Below are 20,430 nucleotides of genomic sequence, written 5' to 3'. Positions count from 1 at the left end.
GCGAGCGCACATGCGCCCGCCATCGCCGCACCTCCGAACACGCCATCGACCGCTCCTCCGTTGGGGAAACCGGAGACGGTCGGGAGAATCAGGTCAGGAAGGTAGGTGAGGTGGGCGGACGCTTACTCTGCATCACTGGCTGCCGCATCTGCAGACCGTCGCTCCAGCGCCCGCCATACCAATCGACGCCGGCGCGATCGAGCCGGTCAACCACAGCCGTAAAGCAGAACTGCGCAGCTTTGATCCCGAGGTGCTGATTTCCGTCCTCGGCCCGGCGCCTGATCAACTGCGGATCGTGCTGGACGACTTCATCACCGCCGCACGGGCCGATCTCGCCGCCGCCCAAGCCGCGGCCGAATGCGACGACCGCAGCGCAGTCGCCCGCGAAGCCCACAAGCTCAAAGGCGCCAGCGCACTGGCCGGCGCGCCGGCCCTGCAGGCGCAGGCCGATTGGATCGAGGCCGAGGCCAGGGCGATGACGGCGCTTGAGCTGGATCACGCCGTCGCCGTGCTGGCCCTGCGTCTGGCCGAGTTCGAAGCCGCGACCGAACGCGCCCGCCTCGCCGCCAGCGCGCCCTGACCCCATGCGCGGGCGTGCATCCGGGCGCTGCGGGATGCCCTGCCGGCAAGACCGCGCGACCGCATGCAAAACACTTCGACTGAAGTCAGGGGAGGAAGCCGGCCCGGCCGCCGCTATCCTGTGAGCCCGATCCTGACCTGCGTCCCATGGCTTTCGATGCGTTCCTGCTGATCCTGGTGATGCTGGTGGTCGGCATGCTGGCCAAGCACAGCGGCATGTTTGCCGACAACGCCGCCGAAGTGCTGAACCGCTTCGTGCTCTACATCTGCCTGCCCGCCGCGGTGCTGCGTTTCGCCTCCAGGCTGAGCTTCGACGCCAGCCTGCTCGGGCTGGTAGCGGTGCCGTGGATCGTGCTGCTGCTGAGCATTCTGCTGGTGCATGCGGCGGCGCGCGTGTTCCGTTTCAGCGAGGCCGAACGCGCCGTCCTGCTGCTGTGCGTGCCGCTGGGCAACACCAGCTTCCTCGGCTACCCGCTGATCCAGGCCATGCTCGGCGACGATGCCCTGCCCTATGCCGTGGTCTACGACCAGTTCGGCAGCTTCCTGATTCTGTCGACCTGGGGCCTGTGGGTGCTCGCCCGCTACGGCGGCGAAGCCAAACCGAGCCTGCAGTCGATCGGCCTGAAGATGCTGAAGTTCCCGCCCTTCATCGCGTTGGTGATCGCGCTGACCGTGATGCCGGCCGAACCGCCGGCCTCGATCGACGCGATCCTGAAACGCCTCGCCGATGCCCTGCTGCCGGTGGTGGCGATGGCGGTCGGGCTGCAGGTCAAGCTCGCACTGCCGCGGCGCGAGCTGGCGCCGCTGGCCACCGGCCTGGTCTACAAGCTGCTGCTGATGCCGGCGATCGTCTGGCTGCTGCTGCCGGTGCTGGGCTTGAGCGGCAGCATGGCGCAGTCGGCAGTGCTGGAAACGGCGATGCCGCCGATGATCACCGCCGGCGCGCTGGCGATCTCGCACCGGCTGGCGCCGAACCTTGCAGCCGCCTTCATCGGCTACGGCATCGTGTTGTCGCTGATTTCCCTGCCGCTCTGGCATAGGCTGTTGACCTGACCCCACGCCCGGACCCGCGCCATGGCCCTCGACCCGAACAAGCTCGCCCACCTCTACCCGCTCGACAGCCTGCGCCGCGACACGCTTGAACACGTGGCAGCCGAATCCAGTCTGATCCACTACGGCGCCGGCGAGCTGGTGTTCCGTGCGGGCGACATCGACGAGGATCTGGTCTATCTGCTCAGCGGCGACATCGAGGGCCAGTACCCGGACGGGCGCGTCAAGCAGATCAGCGCCGACTCGCTACAGGGGCGCTACCCGCTGGGCGAAGCGCAGCCGCGGCGCTTCACCGCGCAGGTGAGCGTCGGCGGTGCCGAGGTGGTGCGCATGGATCGCCGCAGCACCGAGAAGCTTCTGGCCTGGGACCAGCTGTGTCGACGCCGCTCTGAAATGGCCGACAGCGCCGAGGATCAGCGCTGGGTGTTCCGCCTGCTCGGCAGCCGCGCCTTCCACAAGCTGCCGACCGGCAATATCGAGCGCATGTTCAGCGCGTTCGAAGAAATCTGGGCGCCCAGCGGCACCGCCGTGATTACCGAGGGCGATGCGCCCGACAACTTCTACGTGATCAAGCAGGGCACCGCCTCGGTGACCAAGACAATTGATGGCCAGCCGGTGGTGGTGGCGTACCTCGTGCGCGGCGACTGCTTTGGTGAAGATGCGCTGCTCTCGAACAGCCGTCGCAACGCCACCGTGCGCGTACTGGAGGACAGCCGGCTGATGCAGCTGTCGCGGCCCGAGTTCGAAACCGTGCTGAAGCCGCCGGCAGTCGACTGGGTCAGCGTCGAGCAGGCCACCGAGCTGACCCGCCGCGGCGCCCGCGTGGTCGATGTGCGCCTGCCCAGCGAGTTCCGCCAGCGCGCCCTGCGCGATGCGATCAACCTGCCGCTGGCCCAGCTGCGCGAGGGCGCGGTCGAACAGCTCGATCGACGCACACCGATCCTCGTCTACTGCAATACCGGCGAACGCAGCGCCGCCGCTTGCTTCATCCTGACCCGCCTCGGCTACGACGTGAAGGCGCTGCAGGGCGGGCTGGCGCGGGTGCTGAAGAAGCAGCAGGCGCCGAGCTGACACCCGCAGGGCGACCGCAGCGGGGACGGTGCAGTCGAGAACGAGCCGACGCGCCTGACGAGGGCGCGCCGATGCCTACTTGCCGCCGACGATCACCTCATCGGCCGGCCGCGCTGCGAACAAGCCGCAGCAGACCACGCCGACGATCTGGTTGATCTCGCGCTCCAGCGCCAGCGGATCGACGATGCGCATGTTGTGCACGTCCAGAATCCAGTTGCCGTTGTCGGTGACCACGCCATCGCGCCACACCGGCTGGCCGCCGAGCGCCACCAGCTTGCGGCCGACATGGCTGCGCGCCATCGGGATCACCTCGACCGGCAGCGGGAAGCGGCCGAGCACGTCGACCTGCTTGCTGCTGTCGATCACGCAGACGAACTTCCGGCTGGCGGCGGCGATGATCTTCTCGCGGGTCAGCGCGGCGCCGCCGCCCTTGATCAAGCGCTTGTGCGGGTCGCACTCGTCGGCGCCGTCGACATACAGGGCCAGCGGGCCGACCGCATTCAGATCCATCACCTCGATGCCCTGCGCGCGCAGCAGCGCAGTGCTTTGTTCGGAGCTCGACACCGCCCCGCGAATACGGTGCTTGATCGCGCCCAAGGCCTCGATGAAATAGCGCACGGTGGAGCCGGTGCCGACTCCGACCACGCTGTCGTCTTCAACGAATTCGATGGCGCGTTCGGCGGCCTGGCGTTTCTGGTCTTCAAGCGACATTGGTGGGGTCCGGGATTGGGGATTCGGGATTGGGGATTCGCAAAAGCAGAGCGGCGCGAGATTCGTCGTCGTCGAGCTACCGGCTGCGAGCAGCGGCGCGCGGCTAGTCGTCTGCGGCGAGCTTGAGGATGTGCGCCCATTGGGCGTCGCTGACCGGCAGGATCGACAGGCGGTTGCCGCGGCGCAGCAGGGCGAAGTCGCCGAGTGTCTCGGCTTCGGCGCGCAGCTGGTCGAGTGAGACCACGCGCTTGAACTTGCGCGTGAAAGCGACGTGGCGCAACCACCAGCGCGGTGCGTCGGGATCGCTCTTGGGGTCGAAATAGTCGCTGTCCGGAACGAATTGGGTCGGGTCCGGCTGCGCCTCACCCACCACTTCGGCGAGGCCGGCCACGCCCGGTACCGGGCAGTTGGAATGATAGAACAGCACGCCGTCACCGGGCCGCATGTCCTGCCACATGAAGTTGCGCGCCTGGTAGTTGCGCACGCCGGTCCAGGGTTCACTCTTGACCTTTTTCAAGGCGTCGATCGAGAACTCTTCAGGCTCGGACTTCATCAGCCAGTAGGCCATGCGGCGGCTCCAGGGTGCGAGGGCGCGCAGTATAGGCCAGCCGGGTTGACGGGCCGGCGCAGACGGTTCAGCGACAGAGGATCAATTCTCGCTCGGTGGCGACCGCGTCCAAGGCGACGTCCCAGGGCTCAGGGCTGAAGTCGGGCAGCTCCTGCAGGGCGTAGCCGATTCCGATCAGGCGCGGCTGCAGCGGCCGCGCGGCGGCATTCAGAAACGCGAAGCTGCGGTCGTAGTAGCCGCCGCCCGCGCCCAGCCGGCCGCCACGGCGATCAAAGCCGACCAGGGGCACCAGCACCAGCTGCATCTGCTCGGGATCGAGCTGAGAACTGCGCGCGATCGCGGGCTCGGGAATGCCGTAGCGGTTGCTGTCGAGCGGATCGCCCGGCCGCCACGGCGCGAAGCCCAGGCTGCCGTCCTCGCGCAGGCACGGCAGGCAGTAGATGAAACGCGGCGAGCCCATCAGCAGCGCGTGCAGCGAGAACTCACCGTCGACCGCCCAGTAGCCCGCCACATAGCCCCCTGAGGCCAGTTCCGGCAGGCTGGCCAATCGCTGCGGCAGGGTCATCGCGGCGGCCATGCGCTCGGCGGCGCTGAGCTGGCGACGGCGCGCGCGCAGGTCGCGACGCAGTTCGGCACGGGGGTCGGAGATGGCCATGGTTGGAGATCCGTTGCGGGCGCTGCACCTCTGCGGCGCAAACAAAAAACCCAGCGCCGTGGGGCGCTGGGTTTGCAAAGAGATCCCCCACCGTGCCGTTGCGAAAGCGAACGACCTTGATCCCAGGGATCAGGTGGGATTGCTCACAGGCCCTTGGGCTTTCCGCTACTGGGCGGACCTGCACGCTGGGCCCGGTATCGCGCTCCCGGGGTCGTTATTTAGGGTCAAGGCAAAATGTAAGCTTCCGCTGTCGGCACGGCAGAGGACGTCCGCAGTGTAGCGCGGCTTTTCGGTGCCGACCACGCGCAGGATGCGGTGGTTTTGTGAAGCAACCCTACAAAGGCAGGCGCGCGTTGCCGGCGTGCAGGCTGCCGTCCATCAGCGTGTCGAGGCGCTTGTTCAGGTCGCCCAGGCTGCGTTCGAGCCGCGCATCGCGCTCGCTCTGCGCGAGCTTCAGCGCGTTCAGCTCATGGGTGAGATTCAGCGCCATCAGCACCGCCAGACGATCAACGGTGGCGCTTGGGTGCGCGCGCCGCAGCTCGCGCAGCTGGCGATCGACCTGCTCGGCCGAGGCCACCAGGCCAGGACGCTCTTCGGGTTTGCACGCGACCAGGAACTCGCGGTCGAGCACTTTGAGGTTTACCGGGTCGCTCATTGCGGCTGTGCTCAGGCGTTCTGTTCGAGCGACTTCAGTCGCTGGATCATGGCCTCGACCCGGGCCCGGGCCTGCTCGTTCTTCGATAGCAGGGCGGCACGTTCACCGACCAGCTGCTCCTGCGCGACGCGCAGGCTGCGGTTCTCGTCGGCCAGCTGACGCGCCACCTCGGCCAAACGCTCGACGCGCTGGGCAAGGGCCTGCAGTTGCTGGGACGGATCGGGGGTGTTCATAGCCGCCGACGATAGGCGCCGGGTGCATCAGCGGTCAATAGACAGTCGCAGGCCGGCGGTCGCCATCAGCAGGTCCGGATCGTGGTGCTGGAGGAAATTGACGCAGTCGCTTTCCTCGATCGGACGCGAAAGCCAGTAGCCCTGGATCTCGTCGCAGCCCTGCTCGTGCAGGTACTGCAGCTGCTCGACGGTTTCCACGCCCTCGGCGACCACGTTCAGGCCCAGCGAGTGCGCCATGGTGATGATGGTGGCGGTGATCGCTTCGTCGTCGGGATCGGTGGTGAGGTCGCCGACGAACTCCTTGTCGATCTTCAGGGTGTCGATCGGCAGGCGCTTCAAATACACCAGCGAGGAATAGCCGGTGCCGAAGTCGTCGATCGCCAGCAGCACGCCCAGGCTCTTCAGCTGGTGCAGTACCGCGGTGGCCTGCTCGGCGTTGGCCATCACCATGCTCTCGGTGACTTCGAGCTCGATCGACGCCGGCGGCAGCCGGTACTCGGCCAGCAGTTCCTTCATCAGTTCGAATACATTGCCACGCAGCAGCTGCAGCACCGAGACATTGATCGACATCGCCAGCGCGGTGCGGCCGTCGGCATGCCAGCCGGCCAGCACGCTGAACGCCTCGCGCAGCACCCATTCACCGATCGGCAGGATCAGTCCGGTCTCTTCGGCCACCGGAATGAACTCGCCCGGGCTCATTTCACCGAGGTCCTCGCTGCGCCAGCGCAGCAAAGCCTCGAAGCCGGCCACCACGCCGTCGGACAGGGTCAGCCGCGGCTGGAACACCAGATAGAACTCGCGGCGGTCGAGCGCGCGCCGCAGCGAGGCGACCAAGGAAGCACGCCGGCGCGCTTCGGCGTCCATCGCCTCGTTGTAGAAGGCGTAGGTGTTGCGGCCACGATCCTTGGCCGAATACATCGCGGTATCGGCGAACTTCAGCATGTCGGTCGGCACCAGGGCATGGTCCGGGTACAGGCTGATGCCGATCGAGGGCGTGATGACGATCTCGCTGCGGCCCTCCACCTCCAGCGGTGCGGCGAACGAATCGATTACCCGCTGAGCGATCTCCTCAACGCCGCGGCGGTCTTCGAGGTCTTCCAGAATCACCGTGAACTCGTCCCCGCCCAGCCGCGCCACCGTGTCCTGCGGCCGCACGGTCGCCAGCAGGCGCGCTGCCGCGGATTTCAGGATACGGTCACCAGCGGCGTGGCCAAGGGAATCGTTGATGTCCTTGAATCGATCCAGATCGAGGAACAGCACCGCCACCCGCGTGCCCTGGCGGCGGCCGCGCACCACCGCGCGCGCCAGCCGCTCCGACAGCAGGCTGCGGTTGGGCAGGCCGGTCAAGGTGTCGTAGTTGGCGAGGTAGCGCAGCTCCTGCTCGGCGCGTTTGCGGTCGGTGATGTCGCTGACCACCCACACGTAGTGGCTGCGCTCACCGTACTGATCGCTGACGGCATTGATCTCGACCGCGGCCAGATACTCCTCGCCGTCCTTGCGCCGCTGCCACATTTCACCCTGCCATTGCCCGGCGGCGACCACGCTGTCGCGCATCTGCGCGTAGAACGCCGCATCCTGCTGGTTGCTTTCCAACAGCGCACAGGGTTCGCCCTGAACATCGCTGGCGGCATAGCCGGTGATGCGGCAGAACGCCGGGTTGACGCTGACAAAGCGCATGTCGAGATCGCAGACCGCCACCGCCTCGCCCATGCTGCGCAACACTTCGCTGGCGATCCGGCGTTCGCGCTCGGCGGCGCGGCTGACGGTGATGTCGCGGGCGGTGCCGGCCATCCGCACCGGCGTGCCGGATTCATCGCGCTCCACCACCTTGCCGCGCGAACGCACCCACACCCAGTCGCCATCACCACCGCGCACCCGGTGCTCCGACTCGAAGAACTCGGTGCGCCCGGCGATGTGGGCCTGCATGATCTTCTGCAGGCGCCGGATGTCTTCCGGATGCACAGCGCGGCTGCGGAAATCCTCGGTGTCGAGTTCGGCATCCGAACCCGGACCGAGCAGTTGTTCGGCGCCAACGCGGTAGAGCCGATTGCTGCGAATGTCCCAATCCCAGAACTCGTCGCCTGAGCCCCACAGCGAAAGCTTGAGCCGCTCCTCACGCTCGCGCAGCTCATTCATCAGGCGCTTCTCGGCGCGCCGGCGCGCGCGCAGACGCTTCAGCAAGAGCATCCCGACTACCAGCGCGACCAGCACATAGGCCAGACGCGCGGGCTGGCTGTTCCACCAGGCTGGCAGCACCTCGAGTTCAAGCCGCGCCTCGTGCGAACTCAAACGGCCATCGCGGTTGCTTCCGCGTACGCGCAGCACGTAGCTGCCGGGGCCGAGATTGGTGTACGTCGCTTCGTTGCGGTGTTCGGAGTCGTTCCAGTCACGATCGAATCCCTCCAGCATGAAGCTGAAGCGATTGCGCTGCGGAAAGCTGAAATCGAGCGCGGCAAAGCGGACTCGAACCACCCGTTCGGACTGCGGAAAACCCAGCTGCGCAGGCATGCTCAGGCCCGGGGTCTCCTGCAGGCTCTGGCCAAGCTGCACCGAGAGCAGCTGTACGGGCGCGTCGAATGCGCTGGTCTGGATCCGCGCGGGTTCGAATACGTTCAAACCGCGCACGCCGCCGAAGGCCAGGCGGCCATCGCGCAGGGCCAGCGCCGAGGCACCGTTGAATTCGAGGTCCTGCAAGCCGTCCTGCAGGTCGAAGCGCGAGCTCGTACCGCTCGCCGGGTCGAGTCGAGTCAGGCCACTGTTGCCGCTCAGCCAGACCCTACCGGTGGTGTCGACCAGAGCGGCATAGACGGTCGGCGCGGTCAGGCCCTGGGCCGGCCCGAATCGGCGCACTCGCACCCGGCCACCAGGCTTGGTGTGCAGTGCATTGATCCCGCTGTGCGTGGAGACCCAGAGCACACCCTGCGGATCTTCGAACAGGTGCCGCACCAGATTGCCGGACAGCGAGTCGGGGTTGCCCGGATCATGCAGCAAACGCTGCACGCTGCCGGTGGTCGGGTCGATGCGATTCAGGCCCTCGAGGGTAGCGACCCAGATCTGTCCGGCACCGTCCTCGAACACGAAGGTGACCAGCGGATGGCTGAGCGAGTCCAGCGCGGCGGGATCGTGACGGAACCAGCGCGCCTGCCCGGTGGCGGGATCCCACTCCAGCAGGCCCTCACCGAAACTGCCGATCCACAACTTGCCGTTGCGAGCGCGAATGATATGGCGCAGATCGACCATCTCGGAGCCCTTGCCGGGCACCGGTGGCAGTTTGATCCGCTGCGCACGGCGCTGGTCTGGGCTGTAGTTGAACAGGCCGAGATCGCTCGATACCCACAGCCGGCCCTCGCCTGCATCGGCGATGCCGAACACCTTGATCGGCCGGCCCGGCGCGGCCGAAGGCAATGCCGCCATCAGCGGGGCGTAGTGGCTTTCGTGCTGCATCGAGTCGCCCACCAGCCGCAGCAGGCCACGGCCTTCGGTGCCGATCCACAGCCGGCCCTGCACGTCCTCAAAAATGGTGCGGACGTGGTTCGACAGCACCGGGTCATGCTCGGGCCGACTTTCGACGACGCGAGCGAACGGCGAGCCTTCCGGCCGCGCGGTGGCGATGCCGCGCGCTTCGCCGCCCACCCACAGCAGGCCCGAGCTGTCGATCATCACCCGCGCCAGCCGATCTTCGTGCAGGCTCCGATCGACCTCCGGATCGTGGCGCAGCCGCAGGGTGGCGCCGGTGTCCGGCGTGTAGCGCAGCAACCCGCCGTGCAGCAGGGCCAGCCACAGCTGCCCTTCGGCATCACGGGCGATCGAGCGCACCGGCTTCGCATCCGCGGCGGGCGACCACACCGACTGCAGCCTGCGCGCACCGCGGGTCCAGCGGAACAGGCCGTCATTCGCACCCACCCACGCAGCATCGGGGCCGTCGGGCAGCACGCTGTGCAGCAGATGGGCGGGGCCAACGCGACGCGGCAGGGTGGCGCCCGGCGCGAACACGAAGAAGCCTTCCCAGCTCGCGACCAGCACCGTGCCATCCGGCAGCAGGGCCAGCCCGTCGGCACGCAGATTGGCCTCGGTGTTGCCTTCGAAACTGAGCCGGCGTTCGCGCAGGCCGGTCGCCGGATCGAACACTTCCACCCCCTGCCCGGTGCCGACCCATAGTCCGACGCCGGGCTGATGCAGCAGGGCGGTGACCCGATCGCGGTGACCCTTGCCGCCCTCGGAACGCGCGCTCAGGTGGCGGTCGATCCGGCCGGAATCGAGGTCGATCGAGGCCAGGAATCGGGTATTGGTGCCGACCCAAAGGCGGCCCTGATCGTCTTCCGTCAGCGCGGTGATGAAGGTTTCGGGCAGGGTCGCGGCGTCGTCCGGGTCATGCAGGAACTGCTGCAGGCGGTAACCGTCGTAGCGGTGCAGGCCACCCTCGGTGGCAATCCAGACGAAGCCGCGACTGTCCTGCAGGATGGCGTTGACCGAGTTCTGTGCCAAACCATCGCGGCTGTCGAGTGTGCGGAAATGGAAATCCTGGCGTGCTGCCCATGCGTGCTCGCTGCACACCAGCATCAGCATCAGCAGCAGCGTGCCCAGCACGTGGGCGCACCGCCGCCAATATCTGCCCTGCAGGCTGTCCGCTGCGCCCAAAACCTTCGGTCCTATTCGATGGATTCCGCTGCCAAGCTGCCGCTGCGACGCCCCCACGCCGCCGCCACCTGCTGCCCCGCACCGGTCGGCGAACGCTCACTGGCGCACGCGTCGCACGGGTCTGCTCTCCGCTCGGCCCGCCAGTGTAGGCAGACCGCAGACGAGCAACAAGCAAATGCGATGCCGCGCACGTTTTGCGCTCGGCACGCCGGGCCGGACGCGAGCGCGGACGCTGCCGTCGGGACAATGCCCCAGCGCGTGCGCGCTACACTGCGCAGCCATTCCGACTGGAAGTGCAGCGCGTGGCAGACAGCGAACTCCCCCCTCTGGCAAGCGTGGAACAGGCCTTGGCCGAAGCCTCGATCAGCGTCGATGCCGCCGAACTGCATGGCTCGATCTGCGGCCTGCTGAGCGCTGGCGGGCGGCTGGCCGGCGGTGACTGGCTGGAAGCACTGGCGATCGAAGGTCCACGCATCGGTGCAGGCAGCGTGCTCGACCGCCTGCGCAGCGAAACCCTGCAGCAACTCTCCGACAGCGAATTCGGCTTCGACCTGCTGCTGCCTGAAGATGGCGCTGACCTGGGCGACCGGGTCGAGGCACTGAGCGGCTGGTGCCGGGGTTTTCTGGGCGGCTTCGGGCTCGGCATCTCAAGTGCCGGCAAACTGTCGGATGAAGCCCGCGAAGCGCTGGAAGACCTCGCCCGCATCGCGCAATCCGAGCTCAGCTTCGAGGACGGCGAGGATGACGAGAACGCGCTGTCTGAAATCATCGAGTTCGTGCGGGTGGCGGTACTGCTGCTGCACAGCGAGGGCGGCGGCAGCTCGGCCAACTCGACCTTGCATTGAGAACGTTGTCATCACGGAACTGGCCGCGCACCGCCGCGCCGCCCCACTCGCCACAGGTTGATCGCATGCCGCGCGCTGCTCCGCCACCGATCCGCACCGCCGAGTTTGTCCGTCGCCGCCGCCAGCTGATGAAGCTGGCCGGCGAGGACGCGATCCTGATCCTGCCGGCAGCCGCCGAGCGCATCCGCAATCGCGATTCGACCTATCCGTTCCGCCAGGACAGCGACTTCTGGTACCTGTCCGGCTTCAACGAACCCGAGGCCGTGCTGGTGCTGGTGCCGGGCCGCAGCCACGGCGAAGCGCTGCTGTTCTGCCGTGATCGCGATCCCGAGCGCGAAGCCTGGGATGGCCCGCGCGCTGGCCCTGAAGGCGCGGTCGAGGCCTTCGGCTTCGACGATGCGTATCCGATCTCCGACATCGACGACATCCTGCCGGGCCTGATCGAAGGCCGCTCACGGGTGTTCTATCACTTCGGCCGCGACGTCGAGTTCGATCTGAAGCTGATCGGCTGGGTCAACCGCGTGCGCGCGCAGATCCGCAATGGCGCCGAATCGCCGCACGAATTCATGGACTTGGGCCATCCGCTGCACGACCTGCGCCTGTTCAAGAGCCCGGCCGAAATCAAGCTGATGCGGCATAGTGCGGCGATCGCCGCCGAGGCGCATGTGCGTGCGATCCAGGCGACCCGGCCCGGCCTGTTCGAGTACTCGATCGAGGCCGAGCTGCTGCACAGCTTCCGACGCCACAACGCAGTGCCCAGCTACGAGTCGATTGTTGGCGCCGGCGCCAACGCCTGCGTGCTGCACTACCGCGCCAACTCTGCGGCGCTGAAGGCCGGCGATCTGCTGCTGATCGATGCCGGCGCCGAGTACCAGGGCTATGCCTCCGACATCACCCGCACGTTTCCGATCAGCGGCAGCTACAGCCGCGAACAGCGCGCGCTCTACGACCTGGTGCTGAACGCGCAGGCCGCGGCGATCGCGGCCGTGCGCCCGGGCAACAGCTGGATCGCCCCGCACGAGGCCGCCGTCAGCGTGCTGACCGAAGGCCTGCTGTCGCTCGGCCTGCTGCGTGGCACCCTGAAGGCCTGCCTGGCCGACGAGAGCTACAAGCGCTTCTACATGCACAAGACCGGCCACTGGCTTGGCCTCGATGTGCACGATGTCGGCGAGTACCGCATCGGCGGCGACTTCCGCCTGCTCGAACCCGGCATGGTGCTGACCATCGAGCCCGGGCTCTACATCGCGCCCGGCTCGAAGAGCGTGCCCGCCAAGTGGCAGGGCATCGGTATCCGCATCGAAGACGATGTGTTGGTCACCGCTGCCGACCACGAGGTGCTGACCACCGCCGCGCCCAAGGATGCCGAGGCGATCGAGGCGCTGATGGCCCGCGCCTGAGGCGCCGCATCAGCGTCGCGATGGCTTCGCAGCGCGCGCCGGACACAGTTAAAGAACGTCAACCCCGGCGCTGATCGCGGCAACTGCGCGCGAACGGCACAGCCGCCTCGGGCACACTCCGCGGCAGTGCGCAGCGTCTTGTCGCCTGCAACGCTGCATGCAATCGTTCAGCGCGTCGCGGCGATCCAGGACAACACCGGTTGAATGCGTCGGGGCAACCTGCCGGCCGACCGGCGCGGTATCACGCCGCGGCGATGGGGTGGGTTCGGCTGAAACTTCAGGGGGAGTGGCATGCGCAAGCGTGGGTCGATGGGGCTGGCTGCGGCCGGCTGGATGCTGTCTGAGCCGGCGGCGGCGCAAGCCGGTGTCCCGGCCAGCCTGGATGTGGTGCATCTGGTCTGGATCGCCGCCTGCTGCGGCATGGTGCTGATGATGCAGCCGGGCTTCGCCCTGCTTGAGAGCGGGTTCGCGCGCAGCAAGAACGCCGTGAACGTGCTGATGAAGAACTTCACCGACTGCGCGATCACCTCGCTCGGCTTCTGGCTGGTCGGTTTCGGCCTGATGTTCGGCACCAATCCCAGTGGCTGGTTCGGCACCAGCAGCTTCATGCCGAACGCCAGCAGCGAGCTGGTGAATGTGCTGTTCCAGACCCTGTTCGCCGCCACCGCCGCGACCATCATCAGCGGCGCGGTGGCCGAGCGGATCCGCTACCTGCCCTACCTGCTCGGCACGCTCGGCGTTGTGGTCGTCATCTACCCGCTGTTCGGCAGCTGGGCCTGGGGCGGCTCGGTGGAGCAGCCGGGCTGGCTGCGCGGGCTGGGCTTTCTGGATTCCGCCGGCGGTGCGGCGGTGCATACGGTGGGTGGCTTTGTCGCCCTCGCCGCCTGCATCGTGCTCGGCCCGCGCTTTGGCCGATTCGGCCGCGACGGCAGCGTGCGCGAGGTTCCCGGCCACAGCCTGCCGCTGGCAGCGCTGGGCGCCTTCCTGCTGTGGATCGGCTGGTTCGCGTTCAATGGCGGCGCTGCCGAGAAGGACTTTTCCGACCTCGGCCGGATCGTGCTCAACACCCACCTCGCCGCGGCCGCCGGCATCCTTGGCGCGATCGGTCTGCTGCTGGTGCGGCGCAAGCCGATTCTGATGTCGACCGTGATCAATGGCGCCCTCGGCGGCCTGGTCAGCATCACCGCCGGCGCCAAGTATCTCGGCCCCGCCAGCGCGGTGCTGGTGGGCCTGTGCGCCGGTCTGATCGTGGTGGCCGGCGGCCATCTGCTGCGCCGTCTGCAGATCGACGATGTGGTTGATGCGGTGCCGGTGCATGCGTTCTGCGGCGTGTTCGGCACCCTGATGCTCGGCGTGCTGTTCGAGGGCGCTCCGCTGGATGCGGGCCGCATCGGCGTGCAGGCCATCGGCGCCGCGGTCGCGGCGGTCTGGGCCTTCGGCATGGGCTATGCGGTGTTCAAGCTGATCGACGTGGTGATCGGCCTGCGTGCACCGGTCGACCACGAGCGCTCCGGCCTCGACTACACCGAGCACCACGAGCTGGCCTACCCGGAGTTCATGACCGCTCGCACCCACCGCGCCATCGAGCCGGGCGGCGGGGCCTGAGCATGGCGAGTCCGGTCGAGGAACCCAGCAAGCTCAATCATCGACGGCGCGCGGTGTTTTCGGCGCTGAGCACCGTGTTTGCCGAGCGCCCCACGGCGGTGGAGGCGTGTTTCCTGCTGTGGGAGCGCGAGTTCGCGCAGCAGCCGCACTTCGTCGCCACCCGCTTCGTGCGCCTGTGCGCCGACGCCAACAGCCTGGATGAGCCGCAGCGCATGCAGCTGACCCGGCGCATCTTCGAGCAGCTGGCCCAGCCCTACGAGCAGCTGCCGCCGTTCCCGCAGACCCTGCTGGACGCCTCGGCCGCCGCTGAAGCCGCGCAGCCGGCAAGCGCGGAGGCCGTCGCAGCTCCCGCCGCTGCTCCGACGCCTGTGGCGCTGCCGCCGGCGCAAGCCGTCAGCGCCGCCGCCAGCATCACCGGCGCGGTGGGCCGCTCGCTGCTGTCGCCAGTGCGCGCGCAGTCGCGCAGCAATCCGGGCCTGGTCAGCGCGATCCTCACCGATGCCTTCAAGCACACCAAACTCGACGAGCGCAGCCGCAGCCTGGCGCTGGGCTGGGCGCTGCAGGGCGGCAGCGATGATGCCGCGCTGACGCCGTTCAGCGATGCCAGCCTGCGGCAGATCGTGCAGGCGCTGTACCTGGCAGCCTGCGATGCGCTCGGGCCCGTCGCCGCCGACAAGCTGCTGTCGCAGTCGATCGCACGGGCACAGGCACTGCCAGCGGCGGTTGAGTACCCGCCGGAACGACTGCTCTAGTCCAACGTGCAGCGAGCTGCCACGCGCGCGACTGCCTACCAGGGCAGCGCGTCGAGATCGACATTGCCGCCGGAGAGGATCATCCCGACCTCGCGGCCAGCAAACAGCTGCGGATTGTTCAGCACCACCGCCAGCGGCACCGCGCAGCTCGGTTCGATGATGATTTTCAGACGCTCCCAGATCAGCCGCATCGCGGCGATGATCTCGGCCTCCGAGGCCAGCAGGATATCGTCCAGACGCTGGCTGAGGATGGCGAAGGTGAGCGTGCCGAGCTCGGCACGCAGCCCATCGCAGATCGTGTTGGCGATGCGCCCGGTGATACGGGTGCCGGATTTGAGTGAGTCGTGCGCGTCGCAGGCCTGGGCGGGCTCGGCGCCAAACACGCGGATGCCGGGCTTCAGCGACTGCGCAGCGATCGCGGTGCCCGACAGCAGGCCGCCGCCGCTGACCGGCGCCAGCACGGTGTCGAGCTGCGGCACGCGGTGCAGCAGCTCCAGGGTCGCGGTGCCCTGGCCGGCGATCACCCGCGCATCGTTGTAGGGATGCACGACCTCGGCGCCGGTGGCCGCCAGCGCTTCGGCCATCGCTGCATCGCGCGCGGCCTGATGGGTGTCGCAGGGGATGATCTCGGCGCCGAAATCGCGGATCGCCGCGAGTTTGATCTTCGGCGCCGAACGCGGCACCACCACTCGCGCCGGAATGCCGCGCAGCCGGCAGGCCAGCGCGATCGCGGCGCCGTGGTTGCCGCTGCTCTGGGTCAACACTCCACGCGCGGCCTGCGCCTCGCTGAGGCCGAATACGGCATTGGCGGCGCCGCGAAACTTGAACGCGCCGACACGTTGGAAGTTCTCGCACTTGAAGTGCAGCCGGCAGCCGGCGATGCGGTCGAGCGAGCTCGACTGCAGCACCGGCGTCACCTGCGCATGCTGGGCGATGCGTGCAGCGGCTGCGCGGATATCGTCCAGGGTCGGCACATCGGTGGAAGGGTTCAGCGTGCTCATGCGTCCGAGGTTCCGTTGGGGAAGTTGCGGCTCAGCACCGCCTGCAGCGGCGGCAGCGCGTCGATGGCAGTCGCGATGGCGTACAGCTTCGGCGCATGCGCGGCGAACCACGGCCGACGTGGTCTCCAGTGGCTCATCACCGCGATGTAGAGATCGATCGCGCTCATGCGCTCGCCCAGAAACCAGGGCCCGCTGGCCGCGTGTTCCAGCATCAGCCACAGACGCTCGCGCCAGTCGTCGACGCAGGCGACAAAGCCCTCCTGCGCCGGCGCCATCGGCACGAAGCGCGCCGGGATATCGGCATAGGTGAAGGTCGGATAGATCGACGATACGCAGAACGTCAGCCAGCGCAGAAAGCGGCCACGGCAGTGCTCGGCCGGCAGCGGCACCCAGTCGTCGCTGTCATTGGTCTCGGCCAGCCACAGGGTGATGGCGAGGCTTTCCGCCAGCACCTCGCCGCCGGCGGTGACGAGGGTCGGCACCTGGGCCAGCGGATTGACCCGCGCCAGCGCCTCGCGCGCTTGCGCATCGGCCAGCAGATCGCCGACCTGCTCAAAACGATAGGGCAGGCCGTACCAGGCCAGCTGGGTCTCGATCAGGGCCGAGCCCCAGCCCTCACGGCCATACAGGACATACATGCGGATCTCCTCGCGGGGCGATCGATTCGCCGGACCCGCGCAGTATCGCCGTCAGCCGCGGCTGCGTGGATGTGCCAGCTGGGCCATCATGGGGGATCCCTGCTGCTGACCGGCCCTGCCCAATTCCCATGCCCGACTCCAATGTGATCGAACTGCACCCCAGCGCCGCGCCGCTGATCCGCCGGCTCGACTACCGGCCGCCAGCCTGGCGCCTGCCGCGGATCGAACTCAGCTTCGAGCTCGAGCCCGAACACACCCGCGTCGAGGCGCAGCTCTGGCTGGAGCCCGACCCCGCCCAGCCGGGCGCCGCGCTGGTGCTGGATGGCGAAGGTCTGGAGCTGATCGAACTCGAACTCGACGGCCGCCGGCTCAGCGCTGACGACTACCGCTACACCGACGGCAAGCTGCATCTGCCCGGTGTTTCCAGCGCCTGCCGGCTGCGCAGCGTGGTGCTGATCCGGCCGCTGCTGAACACCGCGCTGGAGGGTCTCTACGTCAGTGGCGAGCTGCTGCTGACCCAGTGCGAGGCCGAGGGCTTCCGCCGCATCACTTTCTGCGTCGACCGCCCAGACGTGCTCAGTGTCTACACGGTCGAGCTGCGCGCCGATGCGCAGGCTTATCCGGTGCTGCTCGCCAATGGCAACCCAGCCAGCAGCTGCGAGCTGCCCGATGGCCGTCACGCTGCGCGCTGGCACGACCCGCATCCGAAACCGAGCTATCTGTTCGCGATCGCCGCCGGGGTGATGGACCGCGTCTCGACACACTTCACCACCGCTGAGGGCCGGGAGGTGGAGGTGAATGTCTGGGCCGATGCCGGCATGGCCGCGCGCTGCGAGTACGCGCTGGGCGCCACCCTGCGCGCGATGCGCTGGGACGAGCAGCGCTTCGGCCGCTGCTACGACCTCGACGTGTTCAACATCGTCGCCGCCCAGGATTTCACGATGGGCGCGATGGAGAACAAGGGCCTCAACATCTTCAATGCGCGCTACATCCTGGCTGACATCGACAGCGCCACCGATGCCGATTTCGAGGCGGTCGAATCGGTGATCGGCCACGAGTATTTCCACAACTGGAGCGGCAACCGGGTCACCGTGCGCGACTGGTTCCAGCTGTCGCTGAAGGAGGGCTTCACTGTCTTCCGCGACCAGGAGTTCACGTCGGATTTGCGTTCGCGTGCGGTCAAGCGGATCGAGGATGTGCGCATGCTGCGCGGCCGGCAGTTTCCGGAAGACGCTGGCGCGCTGGCGCATCCGGTTCGGCCGGACAGTTACCGCGAGATCAACAACTTCTACACCGCAACGATCTACGAGAAGGGCGCCGAAGTGGTGCGCATGCTGCACACCCTGCTCGGCGAGGCCAGCTTCCGGCGCGGCTGCGATCTGTACTTCGAACGCTTCGACGGCACCGCCGCCAGCGTCGATGCCTTTCTCGACTGCATGCGCGAAGCCAGCGGCCACGACCTGATCCAGTTCGAGCGCTGGTACGCGCAGAGCGGTACACCGGTCGTCACGATCGAATCGCAGTACGACGCCAGCCAGCGCCGGTTCTCACTGCATTTCAAGCAGAGCACCGCGCCGACCCCCGACCAGGCCGACAAGCAGGCCCTGCACATCCCGCTGCGCTATGCGCTGTACGGCGCCGACGACCAGCCGATCGAGCCTGCGCCGCTGACCGAGCACGCGGCGCGGCCCGGGCTGATCGAGCTGCGCGCAGACCAGCAGTCGGTCCGTTTCGAGAACATCAAGACGCCGCCGCTGGTGTCCTTCCTGCAGGGCCTGTCAGCGCCGGTGCGCATCGACTACCGCTACACCCCGGCCGAGCTGGCGCGGCTGGCGTGGATCGAGCGGGATCCGCTGTGCCGTTGGGACGCCCTGCAGCAGCTGGCGCTGCCGGCCTTGCTCGATGGCTCGGAGATCCACGCCACCGCGCTGTCGAATGCGCTCGGCAGCCTGCTGGCCGATCGCACGGCCGACCCCAGCTTCGTCGCCCTGTGCTGGCAGCTGCCGGAGTTCGAGGTGCTGGTCGACGCCCGTCCACGGGTCGATGTCGATGCCGTGCTGGACGCGCGCCGCAGCCTGCTGCGGCAGCTCGCGCAAACCCATGCCCGGCTGCTGACGACGCGCTACACCGAGCTGGCGCAGTTCGATCCGGATTCGCTGGAGCCTGCCCCTTCCGCGGCGCGCCGGCTGAAGAACCTGTGCCTGCAGCGGCTGGCCCTGATCGAGCCCCACGGCGCGCGTGCCTTCGCCCAGTTCGAACGCGCTGGCACCTTGACCGACCGGCTCGGCGCACTGGCCGCCTTGATCCATGCTTCCGCCCCGCAGACCAACGCGGCGCTGGCGGTGTTCAAGGCCCGGATCGGAACCGATCTGCTGCTGAACGACAAGTGGATCGGCCTGCTCGCGACCCGCCCGGCCGCGGAAGCCCTCGACGACGTGGTCGCCCTGCTGGACACCCCGCACTGGCAGCCGCGCAACCCCAATCGCGTGCGCGCCCTGTTGGGCAGCTTCGCCCGCAGCAACCCGGCCGCCCTGCACCGCCGCGACGGCGCCGGCTACGCCCTGTTGTTCTCCCAGGTGCCGATCATCGATGCGCTCAACCCGCAGGTCGCCTCGCGCCTGCTCGGCGCGCTCGAAACCTGGCGCCGGCTGGACGCCGACCGCCAGGCGATGATCGAAGCCGGCCTGCACGCCCTGCGCGCACGCGGCCTGTCACGGGATTGCGGGGAGATGCTGGAGCGCTTGCTGGCTTGAGAGCGCGGATTGGGGATCCAGAGCGTCCGGACCAAGGTCTGCGCCAGAATCCACCCTGTCGCCGCCCCGCACCCTCGCCGGCTTCGAATCCCGAATCCCGAATCCCGAATCCCGAATCCCGAATCCCGAATCCCAAACAAAAAACCCGCGCATCAGCGCGGGTTTTTGGTTGGCCCGGCAGCGTTGCCGCTTACCAGACGACTTCAGCCATCGAACAGTTCAAGCCTGAGCCGATGCCGAGCAGGGCGATGCGCTGGCCTTTGCGCAGACGTCCCATCTCCTTGAGTTTGGACAGCACGATCGGCACCGAGGCGGGGCCGATGTTGCCGTGCTCCGGGAAGATGGTCAGCACCTTCGCCGGGTCGATGCCGAAGGTCTTCAGCAGGGCCTCGTTGTGGACGCGGCTGACCTGGTGCACGACGAATTCGTCGAGCTCCTCGATCACCCAGCCCAAGGCCTGCTTGGCGGCGACGAAGGTGGTCTGGGCCAGCTTCATGCCTTCGATCAGCAGCATCTTGGTGTCGGTGACCATGCGGTCGAGGTTGCCGCGGCAGAGGTGGTTCCACTGCGTGGCCGCGCGGGTGACGCCGCCGCGGTAGCGCGGTGCGTCCGGGGCCAGCTCGCGCCGCGCCAGCACCATCGCCGCCGCACCGCAGCCCAGAGTCAGCGAGGCCAGCTCGCTGCGGAAGCTCTCTTCGGTGATTTCCGGCGACAGCATGCGTTCGATGGTGCGCTTGTAGACGAGGTTGGCGGTCTCGCCATCCACCACCAGCGCGTAATCGATCTCGCCGCGCTCGATCATCCGGCTGGCGATGTCCATGCCGTTCAAGAACGCCAGGCAGGCATTCGCCACATCGAAGTTCTGGCAGGTTTCGGGCAGACCGAGGTTGCCGGAGACGATGCTGGCGGTCGACGGCTCCAGGTAGTCGCGGCTGACCGAGGTATTCACCAGCAGGCCGATCCGGCCACGCTCGACGGCGGCCTCAGCCAACGCCTTCTCCGCAGCCAGGGTGGCGGCGTCCGAGGCCAGCACATCGTCGTCCCACATGCGGCGCGAGCGGATGCCGGCGATGTCCTGCAGGACGTCGGCGCGGATGTTCAGGCGCTCCAGCGTGGGACGCAGGCGCTGATTGATCTCGGCCGAGCTCAGCGCATGCGGCGCATCAATGTGCGCCACGCTGGCGATGGAGACGTGCTGAAACAGCATGGGCAATCCAGTTGGTTGAGGGACGCAAAGCCCGCGAACGCTACCGGGTATGGCGCCCTGCCGCAAGTTTCG

At 67.9% G+C, this 20,430-nt stretch carries 17 protein-coding genes and 1 other RNA gene; 8 read left to right on the top strand and 10 right to left on the bottom strand.

What is annotated here, in order from left to right; all coding sequences use genetic code 11:
• The first annotated feature begins 250 nt into the window (after positions 1-250).
• The 3 genes from ACIQ7H_RS14190 to ACIQ7H_RS14180 all read left to right on the top strand — a co-directional run bounded on the left by ACIQ7H_RS14190 (position 251) and on the right by ACIQ7H_RS14180 (position 2,700).
• Positions 251-580, top strand: a complete 330-nt coding sequence (locus tag ACIQ7H_RS14190) for an Hpt domain-containing protein (RefSeq protein WP_395792581.1) — start codon at positions 251-253, stop codon at positions 578-580.
• A gap of 146 nt (positions 581-726) precedes the next feature.
• Entirely contained in the window at positions 727-1,632 is a 906-nt protein-coding gene (locus ACIQ7H_RS14185) for an AEC family transporter (protein ID WP_395792579.1), read from the top strand.
• 21 nt (positions 1,633-1,653) lie between these two features.
• Complete coding sequence (locus tag ACIQ7H_RS14180; RefSeq protein ID WP_395792577.1) at positions 1,654-2,700, top strand: cyclic nucleotide-binding domain-containing protein; 1,047 nt, start codon at positions 1,654-1,656, stop codon at positions 2,698-2,700.
• Positions 2,701-2,775: 75 nt separating this feature from the next.
• Here ACIQ7H_RS14180 and rpiA read toward each other — a convergent pair whose 3' ends face one another.
• The 7 genes from rpiA to ACIQ7H_RS14145 all read right to left on the bottom strand — a co-directional run bounded on the left by rpiA (position 2,776) and on the right by ACIQ7H_RS14145 (position 10,109).
• On the bottom strand, positions 2,776-3,411 hold the full coding sequence (gene rpiA, locus ACIQ7H_RS14175) for a ribose-5-phosphate isomerase RpiA (RefSeq protein ID WP_395792575.1): 636 nt from the start codon (positions 3,409-3,411) through the stop codon (positions 2,776-2,778).
• Positions 3,412-3,514: 103 nt separating this feature from the next.
• Positions 3,515-3,979, bottom strand: a complete 465-nt coding sequence (locus ACIQ7H_RS14170; RefSeq protein ID WP_395792573.1) for an EVE domain-containing protein — start codon at positions 3,977-3,979, stop codon at positions 3,515-3,517.
• A 67-nt stretch (positions 3,980-4,046) separates the two neighbouring features.
• The gene (locus ACIQ7H_RS14165) at positions 4,047-4,634 is read right to left on the bottom strand and encodes a 5-formyltetrahydrofolate cyclo-ligase (protein ID WP_395792571.1); all 588 of its coding nucleotides are present in this window, start codon (positions 4,632-4,634) and stop codon (positions 4,047-4,049) included.
• Between the two features lie 80 nt (positions 4,635-4,714).
• Positions 4,715-4,902: non-coding RNA, 6S RNA (gene ssrS / locus ACIQ7H_RS14160), on the bottom strand.
• Positions 4,903-4,968: 66 nt separating this feature from the next.
• Positions 4,969-5,289 (bottom strand): cell division protein ZapA, encoded by a 321-nt coding sequence (locus ACIQ7H_RS14155; protein WP_395792569.1) that lies wholly within the window; start codon positions 5,287-5,289, stop codon positions 4,969-4,971.
• 11 nt (positions 5,290-5,300) lie between these two features.
• Complete coding sequence (locus ACIQ7H_RS14150) at positions 5,301-5,522, bottom strand: TIGR02449 family protein (RefSeq protein WP_395792567.1); 222 nt, start codon at positions 5,520-5,522, stop codon at positions 5,301-5,303.
• A gap of 27 nt (positions 5,523-5,549) precedes the next feature.
• Positions 5,550-10,109, bottom strand: a complete 4,560-nt coding sequence (locus ACIQ7H_RS14145) for an EAL domain-containing protein (protein ID WP_395792565.1) — start codon at positions 10,107-10,109, stop codon at positions 5,550-5,552.
• Positions 10,110-10,462: 353 nt separating this feature from the next.
• On the opposite strand from ACIQ7H_RS14145, the gene ACIQ7H_RS14140 reads away from it, so the two are divergent.
• The 4 genes from ACIQ7H_RS14140 to ACIQ7H_RS14125 all read left to right on the top strand — a co-directional run bounded on the left by ACIQ7H_RS14140 (position 10,463) and on the right by ACIQ7H_RS14125 (position 14,759).
• Complete coding sequence (locus tag ACIQ7H_RS14140) at positions 10,463-11,005, top strand: UPF0149 family protein (RefSeq protein WP_395792563.1); 543 nt, start codon at positions 10,463-10,465, stop codon at positions 11,003-11,005.
• Positions 11,006-11,070: 65 nt separating this feature from the next.
• Positions 11,071-12,402 (top strand): Xaa-Pro aminopeptidase, encoded by a 1,332-nt coding sequence (pepP, locus tag ACIQ7H_RS14135; RefSeq protein WP_395792561.1) that lies wholly within the window; start codon positions 11,071-11,073, stop codon positions 12,400-12,402.
• 291 nt (positions 12,403-12,693) lie between these two features.
• Entirely contained in the window at positions 12,694-14,007 is a 1,314-nt protein-coding gene (locus ACIQ7H_RS14130) for an ammonium transporter (protein WP_395792559.1), read from the top strand.
• A 2-nt stretch (positions 14,008-14,009) separates the two neighbouring features.
• Positions 14,010-14,759, top strand: coding sequence for a hypothetical protein (locus ACIQ7H_RS14125; RefSeq protein ID WP_395792557.1), 750 nt, complete (start codon positions 14,010-14,012; stop codon positions 14,757-14,759).
• Positions 14,760-14,794: 35 nt separating this feature from the next.
• Here the strand turns inward: ACIQ7H_RS14125 and ACIQ7H_RS14120 are convergent, their stop codons facing one another.
• Together ACIQ7H_RS14120 and ACIQ7H_RS14115 are read right to left on the bottom strand one after the other, a co-directional pair.
• Positions 14,795-15,760, bottom strand: a complete 966-nt coding sequence (locus ACIQ7H_RS14120; RefSeq protein WP_395792555.1) for a pyridoxal-phosphate dependent enzyme — start codon at positions 15,758-15,760, stop codon at positions 14,795-14,797.
• On the bottom strand, positions 15,757-16,398 hold the full coding sequence (locus ACIQ7H_RS14115) for a glutathione S-transferase family protein (protein WP_395792553.1): 642 nt from the start codon (positions 16,396-16,398) through the stop codon (positions 15,757-15,759). The genes ACIQ7H_RS14120 and ACIQ7H_RS14115 overlap by 4 nt, the downstream gene beginning before the upstream one ends.
• 128 nt (positions 16,399-16,526) lie before the next feature.
• Here ACIQ7H_RS14115 and pepN point away from each other — a divergent pair, with 128 nt between their 5' ends.
• Entirely contained in the window at positions 16,527-19,151 is a 2,625-nt protein-coding gene (pepN, locus tag ACIQ7H_RS14110; protein ID WP_395792551.1) for an aminopeptidase N, read from the top strand.
• Positions 19,152-19,341: 190 nt separating this feature from the next.
• Here the strand turns inward: pepN and ACIQ7H_RS14105 are convergent, their stop codons facing one another.
• Positions 19,342-20,358, bottom strand: a complete 1,017-nt coding sequence (locus ACIQ7H_RS14105) for a 3-oxoacyl-ACP synthase III (protein ID WP_395792549.1) — start codon at positions 20,356-20,358, stop codon at positions 19,342-19,344.
• Between the last annotated feature and the right edge of the window lie 72 nt (positions 20,359-20,430).

It is taken from the genome of Aquimonas sp. (assembly GCF_044377145.1).
GTDB lineage: Bacteria > Pseudomonadota > Gammaproteobacteria > Xanthomonadales > Xanthomonadaceae > Aquimonas.
Note: the sequence above shows the minus strand (reverse complement) of the source record. Positions and strands in the feature narration are given on the sequence as shown.

What these genes read in the sequence shown, in the direction of transcription:
- pepP (WP_395792561.1), top strand. Translation starts at nt 11,071, where the DNA reads ATGCCGCGCGCTGCTCCGCCACCGATCCGCACCGCCGAGTTTGTCCGT.
- ACIQ7H_RS14155 (WP_395792569.1), bottom strand. Translation starts at nt 5,289, where the DNA reads ATGAGCGACCCGGTAAACCTCAAAGTGCTCGACCGCGAGTTCCTGGTC.
- pepN (WP_395792551.1), top strand. Translation starts at nt 16,527, where the DNA reads ATGCCCGACTCCAATGTGATCGAACTGCACCCCAGCGCCGCGCCGCTG.
- ACIQ7H_RS14120 (WP_395792555.1), bottom strand. Translation starts at nt 15,760, where the DNA reads ATGAGCACGCTGAACCCTTCCACCGATGTGCCGACCCTGGACGATATC.
- ACIQ7H_RS14165 (WP_395792571.1), bottom strand. Translation starts at nt 4,634, where the DNA reads ATGGCCATCTCCGACCCCCGTGCCGAACTGCGTCGCGACCTGCGCGCG.
- ACIQ7H_RS14185 (WP_395792579.1), top strand. Translation starts at nt 727, where the DNA reads ATGGCTTTCGATGCGTTCCTGCTGATCCTGGTGATGCTGGTGGTCGGC.
- ACIQ7H_RS14180 (WP_395792577.1), top strand. Translation starts at nt 1,654, where the DNA reads ATGGCCCTCGACCCGAACAAGCTCGCCCACCTCTACCCGCTCGACAGC.
- rpiA (WP_395792575.1), bottom strand. Translation starts at nt 3,411, where the DNA reads ATGTCGCTTGAAGACCAGAAACGCCAGGCCGCCGAACGCGCCATCGAA.
- ACIQ7H_RS14150 (WP_395792567.1), bottom strand. Translation starts at nt 5,522, where the DNA reads ATGAACACCCCCGATCCGTCCCAGCAACTGCAGGCCCTTGCCCAGCGC.
- ACIQ7H_RS14115 (WP_395792553.1), bottom strand. Translation starts at nt 16,398, where the DNA reads ATGTATGTCCTGTATGGCCGTGAGGGCTGGGGCTCGGCCCTGATCGAG.
- ACIQ7H_RS14170 (WP_395792573.1), bottom strand. Translation starts at nt 3,979, where the DNA reads ATGGCCTACTGGCTGATGAAGTCCGAGCCTGAAGAGTTCTCGATCGAC.
- ACIQ7H_RS14130 (WP_395792559.1), top strand. Translation starts at nt 12,694, where the DNA reads ATGCGCAAGCGTGGGTCGATGGGGCTGGCTGCGGCCGGCTGGATGCTG.
- ACIQ7H_RS14125 (WP_395792557.1), top strand. Translation starts at nt 14,010, where the DNA reads ATGGCGAGTCCGGTCGAGGAACCCAGCAAGCTCAATCATCGACGGCGC.
- ACIQ7H_RS14105 (WP_395792549.1), bottom strand. Translation starts at nt 20,358, where the DNA reads ATGCTGTTTCAGCACGTCTCCATCGCCAGCGTGGCGCACATTGATGCG.